General features: G+C 60.3%; 12 protein-coding genes. 3 read left to right on the top strand and 9 right to left on the bottom strand.

All coding sequences use genetic code 11. The annotated features are described in order from the left end of the window. Positions 1-16 precede the first annotated feature (16 nt). Both OXE05_12180 and OXE05_12175 read left to right on the top strand, forming a co-directional pair. Positions 17-274: a hypothetical protein gene (locus OXE05_12180; protein ID MCY4438076.1), complete on the top strand. Its 258-nt coding sequence runs from the start codon at positions 17-19 to the stop codon at positions 272-274. Positions 275-951: 677 nt separating this feature from the next. Then, positions 952-2,889, top strand: a complete 1,938-nt coding sequence (locus OXE05_12175) for an ABC transporter ATP-binding protein (GenBank protein ID MCY4438075.1) — start codon at positions 952-954, stop codon at positions 2,887-2,889. Between the two features lie 565 nt (positions 2,890-3,454). On the opposite strand, the gene OXE05_12170 is transcribed toward OXE05_12175, so the two are convergent. The 7 genes from OXE05_12170 to nusA form a co-directional block, all read right to left on the bottom strand. Continuing rightward, positions 3,455-4,414 (bottom strand): bifunctional riboflavin kinase/FAD synthetase, encoded by a 960-nt coding sequence (locus OXE05_12170; protein ID MCY4438074.1) that lies wholly within the window; start codon positions 4,412-4,414, stop codon positions 3,455-3,457. A gap of 542 nt (positions 4,415-4,956) precedes the next feature. Next, the gene (gene truB, locus OXE05_12165) at positions 4,957-5,850 is read right to left on the bottom strand and encodes a tRNA pseudouridine(55) synthase TruB (protein ID MCY4438073.1); all 894 of its coding nucleotides are present in this window, start codon (positions 5,848-5,850) and stop codon (positions 4,957-4,959) included. 45 nt (positions 5,851-5,895) lie between these two features. Further along, positions 5,896-6,915: a DHH family phosphoesterase gene (locus OXE05_12160; protein ID MCY4438072.1), complete on the bottom strand. Its 1,020-nt coding sequence runs from the start codon at positions 6,913-6,915 to the stop codon at positions 5,896-5,898. A 429-nt stretch (positions 6,916-7,344) separates the two neighbouring features. Further along, a complete protein-coding gene (gene rbfA, locus OXE05_12155; protein MCY4438071.1) occupies positions 7,345-7,770 on the bottom strand; it encodes a 30S ribosome-binding factor RbfA in 426 nt (141 codons plus the stop codon). A gap of 702 nt (positions 7,771-8,472) precedes the next feature. After that, complete coding sequence (gene infB / locus OXE05_12150) at positions 8,473-10,362, bottom strand: translation initiation factor IF-2 (protein MCY4438070.1); 1,890 nt, start codon at positions 10,360-10,362, stop codon at positions 8,473-8,475. A gap of 62 nt (positions 10,363-10,424) precedes the next feature. After that, entirely contained in the window at positions 10,425-10,709 is a 285-nt protein-coding gene (locus OXE05_12145) for a YlxR family protein (GenBank protein MCY4438069.1), read from the bottom strand. A gap of 154 nt (positions 10,710-10,863) precedes the next feature. After that, entirely contained in the window at positions 10,864-12,051 is a 1,188-nt protein-coding gene (gene nusA, locus OXE05_12140) for a transcription termination factor NusA (protein ID MCY4438068.1), read from the bottom strand. A 213-nt stretch (positions 12,052-12,264) separates the two neighbouring features. Here nusA and OXE05_12135 point away from each other — a divergent pair, with 213 nt between their 5' ends. Then, positions 12,265-12,984, top strand: a complete 720-nt coding sequence (locus tag OXE05_12135) for a hypothetical protein (protein MCY4438067.1) — start codon at positions 12,265-12,267, stop codon at positions 12,982-12,984. An 819-nt stretch (positions 12,985-13,803) separates the two neighbouring features. Here OXE05_12135 and OXE05_12130 read toward each other — a convergent pair. Then, positions 13,804-14,979 (bottom strand): tetratricopeptide repeat protein, encoded by a 1,176-nt coding sequence (locus tag OXE05_12130; GenBank protein ID MCY4438066.1) that lies wholly within the window; start codon positions 14,977-14,979, stop codon positions 13,804-13,806. A 1,214-nt stretch (positions 14,980-16,193) separates the two neighbouring features. Further along, entirely contained in the window at positions 16,194-17,429 is a 1,236-nt protein-coding gene (locus tag OXE05_12125) for a DegT/DnrJ/EryC1/StrS family aminotransferase (GenBank protein MCY4438065.1), read from the bottom strand. Positions 17,430-18,211: the final 782 nt, after the last annotated feature.

Here is an 18,211-nt window from a genome sequence, read left to right as displayed (position 1 = left end):
GCATGAGAAGTAGCTAATGGAAAACTACGAGTTCTGGGCCACGATCGCCACCGTCGTGCTGGCAGCTATTGCGGTTGCCACGTTCGTTACGCATGGACAGAATAACCTGCGCAACGAGCTCCGCGCGGAATTGCGCGAAATATGTACGCGCGTGGGCGAACTGGGCATTCGCGTTTCCAATCTTGAGCAGCGCGTGGCCCGCCTCGAGGGGTTGTTCGAGGGCTTGCGGGATATGCTCAGGCGCGGGGAAGCGAGCAAAGAAGAACACCCATAAGCCGTCTCTTCCCCCAATGACGATTGATGGCGTAGGGGCACGATATATCGTGCCCCTACGCCGTTAATGCGGGAGAGTGCCTGTTCCGCACGCTGAGCGCCGCAATTTAGTCCCACCGCATTCCTGGCTCCGGCATCCGCCGGATTCAGCGGCGACGGGGTGACCGTTTTCTCTATTATTCGCCCCTGGCTCTGCCGTGTCGCCCATATCGCTTGGCGCGGCGCTGCCATGCATTCCTTGCTCCTTACCTCTGCATTATCATTGTGCAACATTCACGTAATGGTTAATATAGACGTAGCAGGCGCTTGCATGGTTGCTCGTCCGCTCAGTTGGATTACGGAGAGGATTGCGAGTTTGCACGGCCATAGGAGTCCGCGTGAATCCAAGCCGGGTGCACGGGTAGTCATGCGCTGCTAGGTAGGTGTGGCTGCGGGCCTTTCAGGTCACGTATCAACCAGATGGGACGCAGGTTACAAACCTGCGCTACCCGGAGGAATGGGGATTGTCGTCGCAGGTTACAAACCTGCGCTACCGGAGGAATGGGGATTGTCGTCGCAGGTTACAAACCTGCGCTACCGGAGGACGAGGATTGTGCGGCTACCCAGGCTACCGTCGGCGAGAAGCTTGAGACTGCACATGGCAAGACGTAGGCACGTAACCAATACGGAATGGCGCGCATGATGTATGGCGGCGGGTGGCACATGAACCGCCCGTACCGATCAGACGAAGACCAGCCCAAGGTGGCGCTCACGGCTGCCGGCGTGCGCCGCGTCTTCGGCTACCTGCTGCCGTACTGGCCCCACGAAATCGTCATTCTTATCTGCGTGCTGGCCGTCACCGGCCTTGGCTTGATTCCGCCGCTCCTCATACGCAGCGTTATCGACACCGCCCTACCGGATAAGGACTTCGGCCTGCTCAACCTGCTCGTTTTCGGCATGGTTGCCTTGCCGTTCCTCTCCGGCCTGATCAGCGTGCTGCAGAGCTACCTAAACGCCTTGGTCGGCCAGCGCATCGTCTACGACCTGCGCAAGCAGCTCTTCCGGCACATGCAGCGCATGTCGCTGCGCTTCTTCACCAAGACTCGCAGCGGCGAGATCATCTCCCGCATCAACAACGACGTCGCCGGCGTGCAGAGCGTTATTGCCGGCACCATCATCTCAATCATCACGAACATTTTTACGGTGCTGTTTACGGTCGTCGTGCTCTTTCTTATGAACTGGCAATTAGCGATAATTGCCCTCATCGTCACACCGGCATTTGTGCTGCCGACGCGGCGCGTGGGGCGCTACCGGCGTCAGGTCTCCCGCGAGACCCAGGAGAAGCAAGCCGATCTCAGCGCCTTCCTCCACGAGATGATGAATATCAGCGGCTACCTGCTCATGCGCACGTTCTCCGGCGAACAGCGCGCGGACTCGCGTTTTCGCGGCATCGGCCGGGACCTGCTGCGCCTCAACATCAAGCAGGCCATGGTGGGCCGCTGGTTCTTCATGTTCCTGGGCCTGTTCGCCTCCATCGGCCCCGCGGCGATCTACTGGTTCGGCGGCCGCCAGGTGATGCAAGATGAACTAACCCTTGGCACCATTGTCGCCTTTGTCGCGTTTCTGCGGAATCTCTACGGGCCGTCGTCGCAACTGGCAAACGTGTACGTGGACGTGCAGGGCGCCATGGCGCTGTTCGACCGCATCTTCGGCTACCTGGACATGGAGCCGGAGATCTTCGACACGCCGGATGCGCGGGAGGTCGCCAGAGTACAGGGGCGTATTTCCTTTGACGATGTCTGGTTCCGCTACAACGACGAGGCGGCGTGGGCGCTACAAGGCATTACGTTTACGGCCGAACCGGGCGAGATGATCGCCCTCGTCGGCCCCAGCGGCGCCGGCAAGACCACGCTGACGTATCTCATCCCCCGGCTTTACGATCCGGTGAACGGTCAGGTGCGGCTGGACGACTATGACCTGCGCGACCTGCAATACTTGTCGCTCATGCGGCACGTGGGCGTGGTGACCCAGGAGCCGTTCCTGTTCCATACGTCGCTGCGGGAGAACCTGCTCTACGCCAACCCGGAAGCGACGGAAGCTGACGTCGTAGAGGCTGCCAAGGCGGCGCAAATTCACGACTTCATCGAGGGCTTACCCGAAAAGTACGAAACCGTGGTCGGCGAGCGGGGTTTCCGGCTCTCCGGCGGTGAGAAGCAGCGCGTGGCCATCGCCCGCGTCTTCCTGAAGAACCCGCGCATCATCATCCTGGATGAGGCCACGTCGTCGCTCGATTCCCAGTCTGAAGAGCTCATCCAGCAGGCGCTGAACACGTTGCGCCAGGGGCGGACAAGTTTCGTTATCGCGCACCGCCTCTCTACCGTCCGCGCCGCCGATCGCATCCTGGTGCTCGCGGAGGGCCGCGCCGCCGAGTCCGGCACGCACGAGGAATTGCTGGCGCAGGGCGGCCTCTACGCCAAGCTGCACAGCATCCAGTTCCGCACCGAGCCGGAGCCGCCATCCGCGCCTGAAGCCGAGTCCGGTGGTCCTATGCCGCCGTTTGGCCGCCGCCGACCGGGCGGCGGGAGAATGCCCGGCTTTCAAACCCCTGGGCAGATTCCCGGCACAGAGCCGGAGTAGAGTGTGGGCGGTTGCACATCTGCTATGCTAGGCGCTGCATGATGCAAGGTCTCCTTGGCGCCTTGTCCACGATGGTGTGCGCGTTTGCACATGGGCAATGCGCCGTTCTTTAGCGCTCGGCACTAAGGCTTACGCACTACTGCGGCAGAACGACGGCGCTCGTTAGAGCGGACGGCTTAGATTCCTCACTCCGTTCGGAATTGTAAGTGTTGAGTAATTCGTTGACAGAAATCTCTCCCAAATTGGCAGTGTTTACAGATCATGTCATTCCGAGCGGAGCGAGGAATCTAGGGCCCATGCAACGTGTCGCCCAATAGGCTCAACATCTTAGATTCCTCACTTCGCTGCGCTCCGTTCGGAATGACATGTGTACTGTTCATGTAGAGTACTGCGTTCAGTTGCTTTTGTTTTCAAATCTGTCAACGAAGTACCTGACATTTACAGGAATGACAAGTACTCAGGCGAGCGCAGAGTTCTGCTACAAGGAATCTTTTACAATATCTGTCATCGAATTACTCAACACGTACAGGAATGACAGAAGATATCGGCGCAGTCTCGTCTGGGCTCAAGTCAGTCCTGGCAGCGCGTGTTGGGCGAGCACCGCGGCGGCGTGGGCCACGTCCCGTTCCATCTGCTCGATCAGGGCCTCCACAGATGAAAACTTCAGTTCGTCCCTGAGCTTCTCCACAAAGTGCAGGCGGAGCACCTGGTCGTAGAGGTCGCCGGTGTAGTCCAGGAGAAAGGTCTCGATGGTGCGTTTGTCTGTGTCGTCGAAGGTAGGGCGCACGCCGATGCTGGTGACTGCCGGGTACGCAGGAGCGCCGCCGGTGGGCGCGAGTGCCGCAAAGGTAGCATAGATGCCGTGGGCGGGCACGGCGAGCGGCTCGGTCAGATGAAGGTTGGCTGTGGGGAAACCCAAGAGTCTGCCCCGTCCGGCGCCCCGCGCCACAGTACCGGTGAGCGTGGGCCAGCGTCCGAGGAGACGCGCCGCTTGCCCCACGTCGCCCACGGTCAGGTGCTCGCGTATCCGGGAACTGCTGACGACCTGTCCCTCATGCACAAAGGGCGGCGAAACAACCACCTCAAAGCCCATTTCATCTCCCAAGTCCCGCAGCACGTCAGGCGTGCCGCTGCGCTGGTGGCCGAGGGCAAAGTCGCTGCCTATGACGAGCACGCGGAGATCGAGGCGGTCGCGCAAGACCTGCATGAACGCGCGCGGCGAGAGCCGAGAGAGCTCCAGCGTGAACGGCCAGAGGATGAAGAGATCGATGCCGCTGGCGGCAATGGCTGACTCTCGGTCGGCCAGTGTAGAGAGGCGAGGAATTTGAGCGCCGGGTCGCAGGACTTCCGGCGGCGGCGGCCAGAGGATGATAACGGCGGACTGCCAGCTATTGGCGCGCGCCCGCGTCGCTACTGCCTCCAGCACGTGCCGGTGTCCCCGGTGAATGCCGTCGAATTTACCGATAGTGAGCACAGTGGGACGGTCTGGAACAAGTGACTCAGGGTCCCTGAAATACACCTGCACTGCGATTGCCTATCCTTGCGCCTGCCTGTGCGACCAAAGAAAACCGTGGCGTAGCCCGATCAAGAAAACCAACCCTCACCCTAGAGAGCGCCCGACCGCGATGGGTCACATGACCCCCTCACCCTAGAGAGAGCCCGATCGCGACAGGCCTTAAGACTCCCTCTCCCCAGGGAAACCTTTGCATAACCCCACTTTCAAACAGGGGCACTCCCTCTCCTGGGGGAGAGGGTTGGGGTGAGGGGGTTTCTTAGCTACAATGGCCCTTTACGCTGAGTAGTGTCAGGACGTATCAGGCAGAATCGGTGTGCATATGGAGAGATTTCAGGAGATTCACCCTCACCCCCGTATCACGTACGGGGCAGGCTCTAGCCCTCTCCCGTCGAGGGAGAGGGAACACTCTCGCTCCCGCTTAGGTTTCGCAAAGGTCTCCCAGGGGAGAGGGCCGGGGTGAGGGGAATGCAAACCCCTATCCGCTCACTTCCCACTGACTCGCATTGTCACACATTGGTCTCCTGAGGATCGGTTCGTTTTCGCGTGCACCACTAGGGATTATAGCGAAACACTTTCACCGGCTGCCAGAGTGGTGTCGGCAAATCCACCGCTTGCATTACCGCGATCAAGCGTCCCTGCGGGTCGTAGGCGCGCGCGCATTGTCCTGAGCAAGCTGCGCCATCCGCTGTCACGCGCCCACCGTTTAGCACCTGTGACGCCTCTTCATCGCTCAAGTGGCGAGCGGTCCAGTGACGCAACGGCCAGTCCAAAGGCAGCAGCAGTTCGTCCCAGCCCCGGTCAGCCGCACGGTCCGCGAGTTGGCCGAGAGGAATAGCATCCTGCAGCGAAAAGGCGCCTACCTGCGTACGCGTGAGAGATTCCAAGTGGGCGCCGCAGCCGAGGGTCTCGCCCAGGTCGCGCGCCAGGGCGCGGATATAGGTGCCGGTGGAGCATTCCACCTCGAGGCTGAGCCGTGGGAGTTGCACGTCCAGAATTTCAATGCGATGAATTGTCACCTGCCGCGGTTCCAACGACACCGTCTCACCTCGCCGTGCCCGCACGTATGCGCGCGTGCCCTGCACGTGGATGGCAGCGAATGCAGGCGGCACTTGTTCGATTGTGCCGGTAAACTTCGGTAGAGCGGCAGGCACGGCTGCCGTGTCCACGTCTACCGGCCGTTCGCTCAGCAATTCGCCCGCGCTGTCGTCAGTCGTCGTCGTCCGGCCAAGCACAATACCGGCGCGGTACGTCTTGCGCGTGGCCGCGAGGTATTCGATGAGACGCGTGCCGTGCCCGATGCCGAGTACCAGGACACCTGTTGCGAGTGGGTCCAGGGTGCCGGCGTGTCCCACGCGCCGCTGGCCCAAAAGGCGGCGCACGGCGTTTACAACGTCGTGGGAGGTGCAGGCAGTAGGCTTTGCGATGTTGAGAAAGCCGTGACGCACGATGCAGAGTTTGTCCCAAGCAGGTCAGCGAATACGTTAAACCTATTAGTCGAGGTGTGCCTTAGCCGCCGCTACCGCTTTGCGTAATCCCGTTGCCAGCGGTTCGGAAAGCAACGCACCGGCAGCGCCGGCATGACCGCCGCCGCCCAGCGTCTGCGCAATAGCGGCAACGTTCACGGTGCGCGACCGCAGGGAAATACCCGTACGCAGTGGGTCTTTCCTCTTGTCCCAAGCGACGATGACAATTTCCGCGCCCTCGATACCCTCGACGAGGGAGGCCAGACCCATCAAGTCGGTCTCCTTGGCTCCCAATTCCATGCGCACTTCACGCGGGAGTTGCACCCAGACGATACGGCCGTCTTCAGTGCGCTGCAGGTTGGAAAGGCCGTACCCCCAGAGTTTCAGTTTCTCATAGCGCGTGGCGTGGAAGACACGATGATTGATCTCTTCCAGCGGCGCGCCGTGTTCCAGCAAGTGTGCCGCCAAGCCAAGCGTCCGCGGCGTAACGCTGTCGGTACGGAACCCCAACGTGTCGGTAACGAGGCCCGTCATCAACGCCGTGGCCGCTTCCGGCGTGGGTTCCACGTGCAGTCGTTCCAGTAACTCGTGCGCAATCTCTACCGTTGCGGCTGCGTTAGTATCCACGAGATTGACTCGGCCGAACCGCGTATTTGTCTGGTGGTGGTCGAGATTGAGAATTGGTAGCCTCGCAAAGCAGGATAGGCTCTCGGTGTACACTGCGCCAAGTCGCGCCAGGCTGGCAGAATCGCAAACGATGATGAGATCGGGCGCAAAGGTGAGCGCTTCGAGATTGTGAACGACCTGAATCCGGTCTGCGTGCGGTAAGAACGCGAGGTCTTGCGGCACCGGATCCGCGCTCACCATCGCCACTGTCTTGCCCATCGCGCGCAACGAGATGGAGAGGCCGACCAGGCAGCCAATGCCGTCGCCATCGGGACCGGCGTGCGTCGTGAGGACAACGCGCTGCGCTTCCAGCACCAGCGCACACGCCTGTGCCCATTCATCAGTTGTATTCGCCGTGTTGAGACGTTTTGGGTCAACCATTGGAAATTTCTCTGAAACTCTGACGCGCACGTCGACTGTGTCGCAAACGCTGACTTCGTCGCAGACGCCGGCTTCGTCGCGAATGCAGACGTGGGCTGGATTGGTGAAGACTTCCCCTCACCCCGACCCTCTCCCCAAGGAAGAGGAAGCAATTCCTGCACAATTGACCGATGTTAAGTAAGGCTTGCTATGGGTATAGCGAAGAGCAAGACCAGTGCCCCCGATACGACCCTTAAATCTCTCCCCAGGGAGAGGAGGTAATACCTGCAAACTTGACCAACACAATGCAAGGCCTGCTCATGGTTTAGCGAAGAGCAAGACTTGTGCCCCGATACGAGGGTCTCCCCAAGGAGTGGATGTCTTCTCGCCTGCCGGCCTGTGCATGGGAAGAGTGCCCCATAGCAGGCGGTGCTGCCGAGCGTGAGTCCATTATCGCTGAGGAGTATCTTCAGCGTCTCCGGCGCCGTTCTCCTGGGCCGCAGGTTCCGCGGCGTCCGGCTCCGGGCGCTCCTCAGTCTCCAGGTCGCGAAAGAGCTCGAGTACGCGGTCGCCCTGCTTCATGCCCTCGTCGAGGTGAAACGAAATCTCCGGCGCCTTATACCACGTCAGCCGTTGCGCCAGGCAGCGGCGCACGAAACCGGCAGCGCGGCGCAGCGCGGCAAGAATCGCCTGCTCCTCTTCCTGCTCCAATTCCGCGAGGTTCACGTATACGCGGGCGTAGCGTCGATCGCGGGAGAGGCGCACCGCCGAGATCGAAACCACGTTGAGACGGGGGTCCCGCACTTCCGAGCGCAGAATATCGGTCAGCTCCTCACGCAATAGCGCAGTAGACCGCTCCAGTTTCCGCAAGTCCATTTGCTGGTTCCTTCCGAGACTCTTCCATTGCCCTGCTCAATCTGAGATTGTCCCCTCTCCCAGAGGAAACTCTCGCGAAAACCTAGCCGCAGCGAGTATGTTCCCTCTCCCAGTGGAGACCTTTAAGTAAACCCGGCCGGAGGCGCACGAGCTACTCCCTCTCCTTGGGGAGAGGGGACTTTCCCGCCCCGGCAAGGGTTGTGCAAAGGTCTCCAGTCGGAGAGGGTGAGGGGGAATCTCCGCAATTAGACTCATTCATCATCAGTACTGCTCTGATACGCATAAGTTCCACGGGATAGGGAAACCGGATTGGCAAGAACCCCTCACCCCAACCCTCTCCCCGGGGAGAAACACATATCGCTCAGATTCTTGTTACCCAATGGTCTCCCCCAAGGGGACGGTGTATCTATTGCACCTCCGGTCGAAGATACGCACAGGTCTTCCCAGGGAAGGGAGTCCTGCGTGCACCTTGTACCGCTGCGGTGCGGAGCTCACCTCCCTAAAGAGATACTCTGCATTCTGAACGCAACCGCCCGGCTGAAGTTTGCTGCCGCTCGTGGTACCGCAGCGGCAGAAATCGTACGGCCGGCGTCGCGTGTCTTCAGGTCGTGTACCTCCACGTAATGTAAAACTGCGGGCCCGAAGACCCGCAGCTCTGAGCTTGCACCACCTGCAGGCGGCGCAAGCATGCTTCTGGTTGTGCTAGAAGCGTGCTTTTTCTTCGATATGAAACGTCTCGAGGGAATCGCCTTCGCGGGCCTCATAAACTTCGCCAATGCCGATACCGCACTCATAGCCGCTGGTCACCTCGCGCACAGCGTCCTTGAAGCGGCGCAAGCTCGTAACGGTCGTCTTGAGCAGTTGCCGCTTGTTGCGTAGTACGCGGACCTGGGCGCCGCGCCGCATTGTGCCTTCGCGTACGATGGCGCCGAGCACGCTCTGACCGCGCACCTGGTTAAACACCGCCCGCACCTCCGCCTGCCCATCCATTACCTCGACGAATTCAGGCTCCAGTAAGCCCAGCAGGGCCTTTTCCATCTCCTCGATGAGGGTATAGATGACGTTGTACGTGCGAATCTCCACTTTCTCTGCTTCCGCCAGGGAACGAGCGGCGGTATCGGGGCGCACGTTGAACGCGGTGATCAACGCGTTTCCCGCAATAGCCAGTTGCACGTCCGATTCGCTCACGGGGCCGACGCCGCTATAGATGACGCGTACCCGGGTCTCTTCGGTGGAGAGGTGCTCTAATGCTTGCTGAATCGCCTCTACCGAGCCGCGAATATCAGCCTTGACAATTATGTCCAGCTCTTCCACGCCCTCCCCGGCAGTAGCGCTGAGTGTATCCAGCGACATCCGCTCTGTCTCATCACGTTCAGCGAGTTCTTGGAGCAGAACCTTCGCAGCCTTTTCGTCGACCACGACGATGAGTGTCTCACCGGGAGCAGGCAGCGCGCCAAGACCGAGTATCTCCACGGGCACAGAGGGGCCTGCATCGGCCAGGGAAGCGCCCTTGTCATTGAAAAGCGCGCGCACGCGGCCGGACGTCTTGCCACAGACCACCGTTTCGCCCACGTTGAGGGTTCCCTCCTGCACAAGCACGGTTGCAACGGGGCCGCGACTCTTGTCCATGTGGCTTTCGATCACGACGCCTCGCGCCGGAATGCGGGGGTCTGCGCGCACGCCTTCGATATCGGAAAGCAGCGCGATCATCTCCAGGAGGTCATCCAGGCCCTCCTTGGTCTGGGCGGAGACCTCTACAAGCACCGTTTCGCCGCCATATTCCTCGATGAGGATTTCGTGTTCCGTAAGCTGCTGCTTCACACGATCCGGATTGGCGTTCGGCAGGTCGATCTTATTCAGTGCAATGAGCAGCGGGACTTTTGCCGCCCGCGCGTGATTGATGGCTTCAACGGTTTGCGGCATCACACCGTCGTCGGCTGCAACGACAATGACCGCCAGGTCTGTGACCTTGGCGCCGCGCGCGCGCATAGCGGTGAACGCCTCGTGGCCGGGCGTGTCGATGAAGGTGATGGTGTCGCCATTGTTTGTTACCTGATAGGCGCCGATACGCTGGGTAATGCCGCCGAATTCGCCTTCAGCCACTTTGGTCTCGCGCAGCGCGTCCAGCAGTGAGGTCTTGCCGTGGTCGACGTGTCCCATCACGGTAATCACCGGAGATCGTTTTTCAAAGCGCCGCCGTCGCCGTGTGGTGGTGCCCGTCTGCTTGGCAAGTTCGAATACGACGTCTTCCTTTTGTTTTGCTGCCGCCGGTTTGGCTTCCTCTTTCACTACGCTATGGCCCAGCGCCTCGACCACGAGCGAAGCGGTGGCGTAATCGAGTGTTTGGTTAATGGTAACTGCGGTACCGCGTGTAAATAGCTCTTTGATAATGGCTGTAGGGCTTACTTCAAGGCGCTCCGCAAGTTGGGCGACGGTAATGTCTTGCGGAAGCTTGATCTTCCGCGGCGGAGCCGTCTGGCTGGCAACAGCCCCTTGCGACGCAACTGCGTTACGATCTCTTTGGTCCGACGATCCACGCCTGGAGGAACGCCGACGTGGACGCGCGCCGCCATACCTAGAACCCATTCTCATAGTTGCCCCTCCTCTTGGGGGAGTACTCTCCCGCTGCGGTGGGCCTGGGGAGGAAGACCGGCTTAAGGCGCATGCGCGGACGTGCAGGCCGTCTCGGAAATCTGCTCGACCGAAGCCCGCAATTCTGCAAGCGCCGCATTATCTAAGGTGACTCTCAACGCTCGATTCAGGATATTCGCTCTGAGCGCCTTTTTTGCACAAGCCGCAGTGGGACATAAATAGGCGCCGCGTCCACGTGCCTTCCCCGTGGTATCGACTAGTGCGCCCCCTTCTGCCGTGCGCACTATGCGGATCAAAGATTGTTTTGGCTTTATCGCCCGGCAACCCAGACACGTGCGCTGCGGTATGTGCTTTTCCTGTGGCGTGGCCGTTGAATTCACCACACCCTCCCTCCGAGGCTCCCTTCTCCCTTGCGAATTCGGGCAGATGGACCGCCGCTATATGGCAGCCAGTGGTTGCAGCGCAGGGCGAGTCTGCATCGATTCTCTGCCGCAGCGCCGGTTAGGCACTGCTTGTGGTCTCCTCTGCTGCCAAAGACTCTGCCGCAGGCTGCTCATCTGGAGCTGCTTGCTCTGGCGCTGCTTCGGCCTCGGCCTCGGCTGAGGCTTCCGCCGAAATTTCGGGCGATGCATCAGTGGCGCCTTGCTCATCCTCCAGTGAACGAATGTTAATCTTCCATCCGGTGAGGCGGTTGGCGAGTCGCGTGTTTTGGCCTTCGCGGCCGATAGCCAGCGACACCATATCGGCGCTAACGAGCACGGATGCTACCTGCTGCTCGTCAACCTCGATGAGTTCCACTCGTTGGACCTCCGCCGGAGAAAGCGCATTCTTAATGAACGTGGCAGTATCCCCGCTCCACTCGATAATCTCCACTTTTTCATTGCCGAGTTCCCGGAGCACATTTTGAATGCGGGTTCCTCGCATCCCGACGCAGGAACCCACCGGGTCCAGGCCCTCTTGGTTCGCTGCCACGGCGACCTTGGTGCGCGAGCCCGGATCCCGGGCAACTTCCTTGATTTCCACCGTTCCCGTCTGCACTTCGGGGACTTCCTGTTCGATAAGGCGTCGGATGAAGTCCTTATGGGCGCGCGAGACGCGAACCACGGGTCCCTTCAGATCTTTCCGCACTTCCGCGATGTACGCGCGTAGCCGTTGGCCCAAGCGGTAGCGATCGCGCTCGCCAGGTACCATGTCTGCGGATGACATCAGCGCTTCCGCGCGGCCGAAGTCCAGCACCACGCCACGGCTGTCAACCCGCTGCACCCGACCGCTCACGACTTCCCCCACGCGGTCGATGAAGTCGTCGTAAACGTGGTCTCGTTCCTTCTCGCGCAAAGACTGTAGCAGTACTTGCCGCGCTGCTTGCGCGGCAATGCGGCCCACGTTCGGTGGCGTAATCTCCACCTCGATTTCGTCGCCGAGTTCCGCCTCAGAGTCAATAGTTTGCGCGTCCGCGAGGCTGATCTCGGCTTCCGGGTCCGCTACGTCTTCCACGACGAGCTTGGGTACATAAATCTTCGATTCGCCGGATTGCGCGTCAAAGTACGCAACGGCATTCGGCACCGGGTCGCCGCTAACTTTCCGATATGCAGAAAGGATCGCAGTCTCTAGCGCGCCGATGACGTCTTCTTGGTCTAAGCCTTTTTCACTGGCAATCTGCGCAATTGCAGATACAAAGTCGCTCTTCATGCGCGATACCTTCCCAGTCCTGCCGGCAACCTCCTGAGGCAACCGCCAGGAATTAAGAAAAGTGGGATATTCCCACTTCCGAGTGAGCCTTGCCCACTTCCGCAATCACCTTCATTATAGCACCTTGCTCTCATAGTGTCGGTGTCCTTGACGTGCATTGTGCGCGGATTAAGGGTAGTATGAAGCCAAGCAGTAGCGTATAGGAGTGTGAATATGAGTTGGTCGTGGGTGGTTCGAATGCTCATCATTCTGGTGGTTGTCCTGCTTGTCGTTGCAGGGACGATCGTGGCATTGCGGCTTACTGATCCCGGTACCGAAGAAGTGGTGGAGGCCTCGCCAATGCCGCAGGCGACAGAAGTGCCGCCGTCGCCAACGCCCTTAGTAACCCCCCTTCCGAGTCTGGCGACACCGGCTCCTATTCCTACCCCGCCGCCGGCGCCGACGGCGGTCGCGGAAGTTACGCCGCTGCCGGCTCTCGCTGCCGGCGATCCCTGCACGACTGAACTCCGCGCCGCGATTGCCGCGGCAAACAATAGCCAGTCTGCCCTCATGCGGGGCGAGATCAATGCGTCGCAACTCAGCGCCACATGGGGCGCCATGGCCGCGCGTGCCCAATCGTCAGCCGAGTCACTGCTCGCAAAGAGCACCGATACCTATAGCGTTGTCCGTATAACGACGATTGTGCCTGTGGTGAGTACCTGCGCCCTGCAGAGCGTTTCCGATGATGAAAGTGAAGTGGTCGTGGAGACCCAAGAGGTGTGGACCTACGACGCTGTGCTGAGCTGCACGGCGAGCGATGATGAACAGACGTCGCGCGAAGTCGTGAACTACCCCGGCCAGAGCTATACGTTTGCGCGCCAAGGCGACGCCTGGGTGTTGCAAAATTGGATTATCGGCGTGGTGAATATCGATCCGGCCTGGCAGTGTACCTAAGACACCGCTTGTGTGGCTGGCGGTAGCTTCCGCCGGCTCGTGTGCCGCAGCGAAGTGAGGCTTGGGCCTATTTCCCCTGCACCTTGTTGCCGTGAGGGCGGCCGGAATTGCCGGTTGAATCGCAAACGGCCGAATCCAAGCTGAAGCGCTTTCCTCCCATGGGAGACGCCCTGGTAACTCGTACCAGAGGCGCGAACATTACCCCCTCCCTCAAGGAATTCCACGGATCGAGTGCGGCCGGCGCTCGCTCTTCCCGGCGGAGCGTCCCTTAACGCACAGGTGATTCTCCCTCTCCCTGGGGAGACCTTTGCGTAACTCACCTGTCGGCGAGAAAACCTCCCTCTCCCCGGGGAGAGGGTCGGGGTGAGGGGATCTTTATGTTGCAGTGGCCCCTTGCGCTGGTGCAGTGTCAAGAGGTAGCCGAGCAAATATCGGTATGCTATGGAGAGAATTCAGGAGATTCACCCTCACCCTAGCCCTCTCCCGTCGAGGGAGAGGGGACATCTGCGCTGTGGCGAGGGTAATGCAAAGGTCTCCACAGGAGAGGGAGTGCCCTTGCTTGAAAGTAGGGCTATGCGAAGGTCTCCTGGGGAAGGAGCCGGTGTGAGGGAGCACATTCGCCGCATCCAGCCTATGCTGGCGTGCTTGACGGAGCACTCCAATGGTCTCAACGAGGGATTTGGGACCGAATTGGTCCGGAGTGGAAAGCCCAATGATGTCCGAAGAGGATCGCACGCTCGCCGCAGCGTGCGATCCTCTTCGAGTTACGCGCTCAACCGAAGCGCGTCAGATGCAGAAGAAGCGAGAGCCCGTATCCGCCTAACTGCGCAATCGTTCCAGCGCCGCGCGGGCCTGCTCGAGCATCTGGTCCGAAGCGGGAATGGAGAGCACCCGGGTGTAGTCTTCTATCGCCTTTTCTGTTTCGCCCAGGTTTTCGTAGATCTCGCCGCGTTGCAAGAACGCCTGCGCCAAGCCTGGGTCCGCCTCCACCGCAGTGTCCAAGTCACGCAGGGCCTGGGTGGTATTGTCCTGAGCGGCGAGAACTGCCGCGCGGGTCAAGAGATACCGCGGGTCGCCTTCGCCTAGGTCAATAGCCCGATTCGCGTCATCGAGCGCGCGCGCAAGCTGGCCCATGGCTCGATAGACCTCAGCGCGGGCAGCATAGGGCTCCGGACTTTGCGGGGTTATGTTTACCGCTTGCTGCAGGTCTACCAGAGCATCGTCGTAGCGTTCCAATTCTTGTAAGATGCCCGCGCGGGCCACGTACGGCTGCGGCTGTTCCGGCGCCAATTCCACGGCCTTGCTCAGGTCGGCGAGCGCGGCTTCCAAGTTGCCCTCCACCTGCTCCACCAGACCCCGCAGGTAATACGCCTCAGCATAATCGGGGTTGACTTCCACTGCTTTGGAAAGGTCGTCAACAGCGCCTTGGTAGTCGTTTCGCGTCAAAAGGAAACTGGCGCGACGGAAGTAGAGTTCCGCTTCGTTGGGACGAAGTTCTATGGCCATGCCCACGTCTGCCAAAGCCTCGTCCATGCGGTTCTGCGCATAGTAGATTGAAGCCCGTGCTAAATAGGCCTCAACAAAACCCGGATCGAGTTCAATAAGCCGCGTTAAGTCATCTAGCGCCCCTTGCAGGTTCCCTATGTTGAGGTAGATGCCGGCCCGGAAGAAGATGTGGCTGGCGTCGTTGGGATCGCGTTCAATCGAGCGATCCATGTCCCGCAGCGCGCTGGCGATGTCTCCCAACTGCGCGTGTACAAGTGCGCGCTGATGATACGGGTGGGATTCATTGGGATACTTATCAACGGCCTCATTGTAAATATCCATAGCTGATTCCAGGTCGCCCTTTTGCAGAGCTTCCTGTCCTTGCGCCAAGAGTTCATCAACACCGACATCATCGCCGGAAAAGAACGGAATACTTGGCGCACAAGCGCCGAGAGCCAGCGTAAGCAAGACACCGGCTAGTGCTATCCTCCACCGCCTCCATACACGCATTTGGCTATGACGCTCGCTTTCAACTAGTGGGTTGCCTTAATTTCATTCTACCACCCGTAGCGCGCCTGCGCGCTCGGTTCCACACCGGCTCGGCAGGCATGCACACGTTGTCGAGGTGCTCAAGTTGTAAACGTGCACACGTTGTAAGTGTGCTCACACTCTAGGTGTGCTCACACTCTAGGTGTGCTCACACTCTAGGTGTGCTCACACTCTAGGTGTGCTCACACTCTAGGTGTGCTCACACTCTAGGTGTGCTCACACTTTAGGTGTGCTCACACTTTAGGTGTGCTCACACTTTAGGTGTGCTCACTCTGCCCCCGGAACGAGCAAGGGTTGGCAAGCGAGGGCTGCAGTGAGGGCGTGAATTCGTCCACACTGTCCGAGACCGATCTCTTGGCAGAGTTTGCCGAAGGTTCTGTTCGGGAATGAAAGGGGGTCTCATGTTGCCGGCGGAGTATTGCGCTGGACGCCGCCAGCGACAGACCCTTTGGATAACAGATTGCCCATCGAAACCGGGAGTCTGTCTCTGTCCAAGCAATCTACCGTTCCCGCGCAGCGAGTGGGCCGCAAGACATGCCGTGGTGGAGTCGGTCAGGTTGGAAGTGTGGGGAAAGTATGAAGAGCGGGGGACAAGCCCCAATGCTGTCGCACCAAAAGCACAAGGGAACGCTTGGCAGTGCCTTCACTCATAGCGAACGCGTATCTCCTCAAGAGGCGTGCATTGCTCCCTCTCCCTGGGGAGACCCTTGCATAACCTTAGCGGAAGCGAGAGTGTTCCCTCTCCCTCGACGGGAGAGAGCTAGGGTGAGGGTGAAACTATCGGAAGCCCAGCACAAACAGACCGAATCTACTTTGTGAAGTCTTGACAACGGACAATATTAGGGGTCATTGAAGCGAGAAGACCCCCTCTCCTGGGGGAGAGGGCCGGGGTGAGGGGGAAGTGCAGCGTTGCGGCAATAAGAAGAGACTTGCAACCACAAAGACTGCGTTCCAGCAGGAGGACGCAGGTTGCAAACCTGCGCTACCGGGCAGGACACCGGTCGGTGACCCCATTAAAAGGAAAGCCCCGCACCCTTGCCTAGCCATCAGCCGGGCGCCAAGGCTGACTGGTGAGGCACTCAACAGTCTCACCCTTAGAAAAAGCCACCGCGCCCTCGCTACGCCGGCGCGCCTTTGTCCAACTCGCGCCACGCCAACGAACGCCATGAGAAATCCTACACCGCGACTCGTTGCAATTGGTCCACGTTGCGCCGCACCTTGGCGATGCCCTCGGCGATGTCGTCCATATCGGACTCATCCGCCAGCAGCGTCACGTGGCCCATAGCGATGCCTTCTTCCCGCGTAAGCAGCTCGGACTCCGGACAGTCCATGACGCGGAATTTGCCCGTGCCGCCCGCAATGTCGCCCGTTTCCAGGTCGAGCATCGGATTGTCGTAGATCGGCCGTGGGTGCCCGCCGGAGACCGGCACGCCTTCCGCGTGCGCGGCGTCCAGGAATGTCCGCTTGTCCGTGCCGAACTCTTCCGGCTTGAGGCGGAACGTGTAGATGTGCATGCCGTGCTGGGTCACCTCCGGCGGGATCGGCGGCGGCTCGATGCCGTCAATCTGCGCCAGCAGGCTGTTGAGATACCGCGCGTTGCGGTTCCGCTTCTTCGTCTGCTCGTCGAACCGCTCCATCTGTCCCAGCAGGATCGCCGCCAGAAACTCGTTCATCGGGTAATGGCCGCCCAGCTCGTAGTGCACGTAGCCCGGCTCGCCCTTGGCGCGGCCAAAGCTGGAGAGCGTATACAGCCAGCGCTCGGCAAGCTCCTCGTTGTCCGTGGTCAGCATGCCGCCCTCGCCGGTGCTCATATTCTTGCCGCCGCCCAGGCTGTAGGAACTGGCGTCGCCCATGCCGCCGAGTTTCGTGCCCTTCCACTCCGCGCCGTGGGCGTGGGCGGCGTCCACGATAATTGCCAGGTCGTGCTTGCGCGCGATCTCCGCAAACCGCTCCATATCCGCCGGATAGCCGCCGTAGTGCACCGGGCTGATAGCGCGGGTGCGCGGCGTGATCGCCTCCTCCGTGCGGTCGGGGTCGAGGCAGAGCGAACCCGGGTGAATGTCCGCCATCACCGGCGTCGCCCCCAGGTACATGGGCGCAAACGCCGTGGCAATGAACGTAAACGCCGGCACGATCACCTCATCGCCCGCGCCAACGCCGAACGCCTTCAGCCCGATTTCCAGGCCGGCGGTACAACTGATGAGCCCAATGCCGAACTTCGCGTCATGGTAGGCGGCAAATTGCTCCTGCGCCGCCATCTTCATGGGACCGTGCGACGTGCCGCCCCAGAGGTTGCTCTCGAAGACCGCGCGCACGTTGCGCAGTTCCGTCTCGTCGAACTGCGGCCACTTGGGCCAACGCTTCGTACCGTCGCGCACCGGTGTTCCGCCGTGCAGGGCCAGTCGTTCCATCACACCCACTCCTCTTCTTTAATGTAGCCGGATCGTCGCCGCGCCAACATGCTCACGATTGATATGGATGATTGTATCATTGCGCGCCCGGTTTTGGTGGCTGGCAACCGCGCGGCTGCTCTCTCCCGCCGCCTGCGAAGGGCGCGCCGCGGAGGCGTGGCGCCCGGTCGCTTCCTTTAAAGAGGGACAATTGCGTAAGTCGTCCCTGCGGGAGGGGCTGAGATGTGTTGAAGAGAAATGTGTCCCGCTCCGGCCTGCGATTGCATGGCAGAGATACGCTGTTGAAGGGTAGAGATAGGTAGTGCCTGTCCCGTCCCCCGGTCGCGGGGTCTCCGTAAAAAGTCCGGGCGGATGCGGGCGCGATCCCCGCGCCAGGCGTTGATGCAGCACTATCCCAATGTTGGCAATGAGTTGTGCTTGCACTGGTCTTGGCTCTTTGCTACGCTAGTAAGCGCTGACAAGCGCACACCCATGTTGCAGGCGTATCTTATAGATGCGGGCGCAACTTATAGTTGCGTAGCCTTCGTGGGCAGGAGAAAGTCCATTGGCTTTGTCCCTTCAAGTGTACCGTGCGAACAGCGTCCCCGGTCGGGTCGGAGCGAGTCACCCTATTTTGCGGCCCGGGCGTTTTGCTGTTTTTTTCAAGATTACCTCTTGCATCGCCTGGGGTGGTCTGTTACACTACAGGGCGAGCTGACGAGTGCACGCTCACGATAAATGACGCCGTGAGCGCACAGAAATGTCAGCACGTATTGTCTCGTATCAACATACCGTGCTATTGG

The organism is Chloroflexota bacterium, assembly GCA_026710945.1.
Lineage (GTDB): Bacteria > Chloroflexota > UBA11872 > VXOZ01 > VXOZ01 > VXOZ01.
The sequence above is the reverse complement of the archived record's forward strand: the minus strand, read 5'-3'. Positions and strand labels throughout refer to the sequence as shown.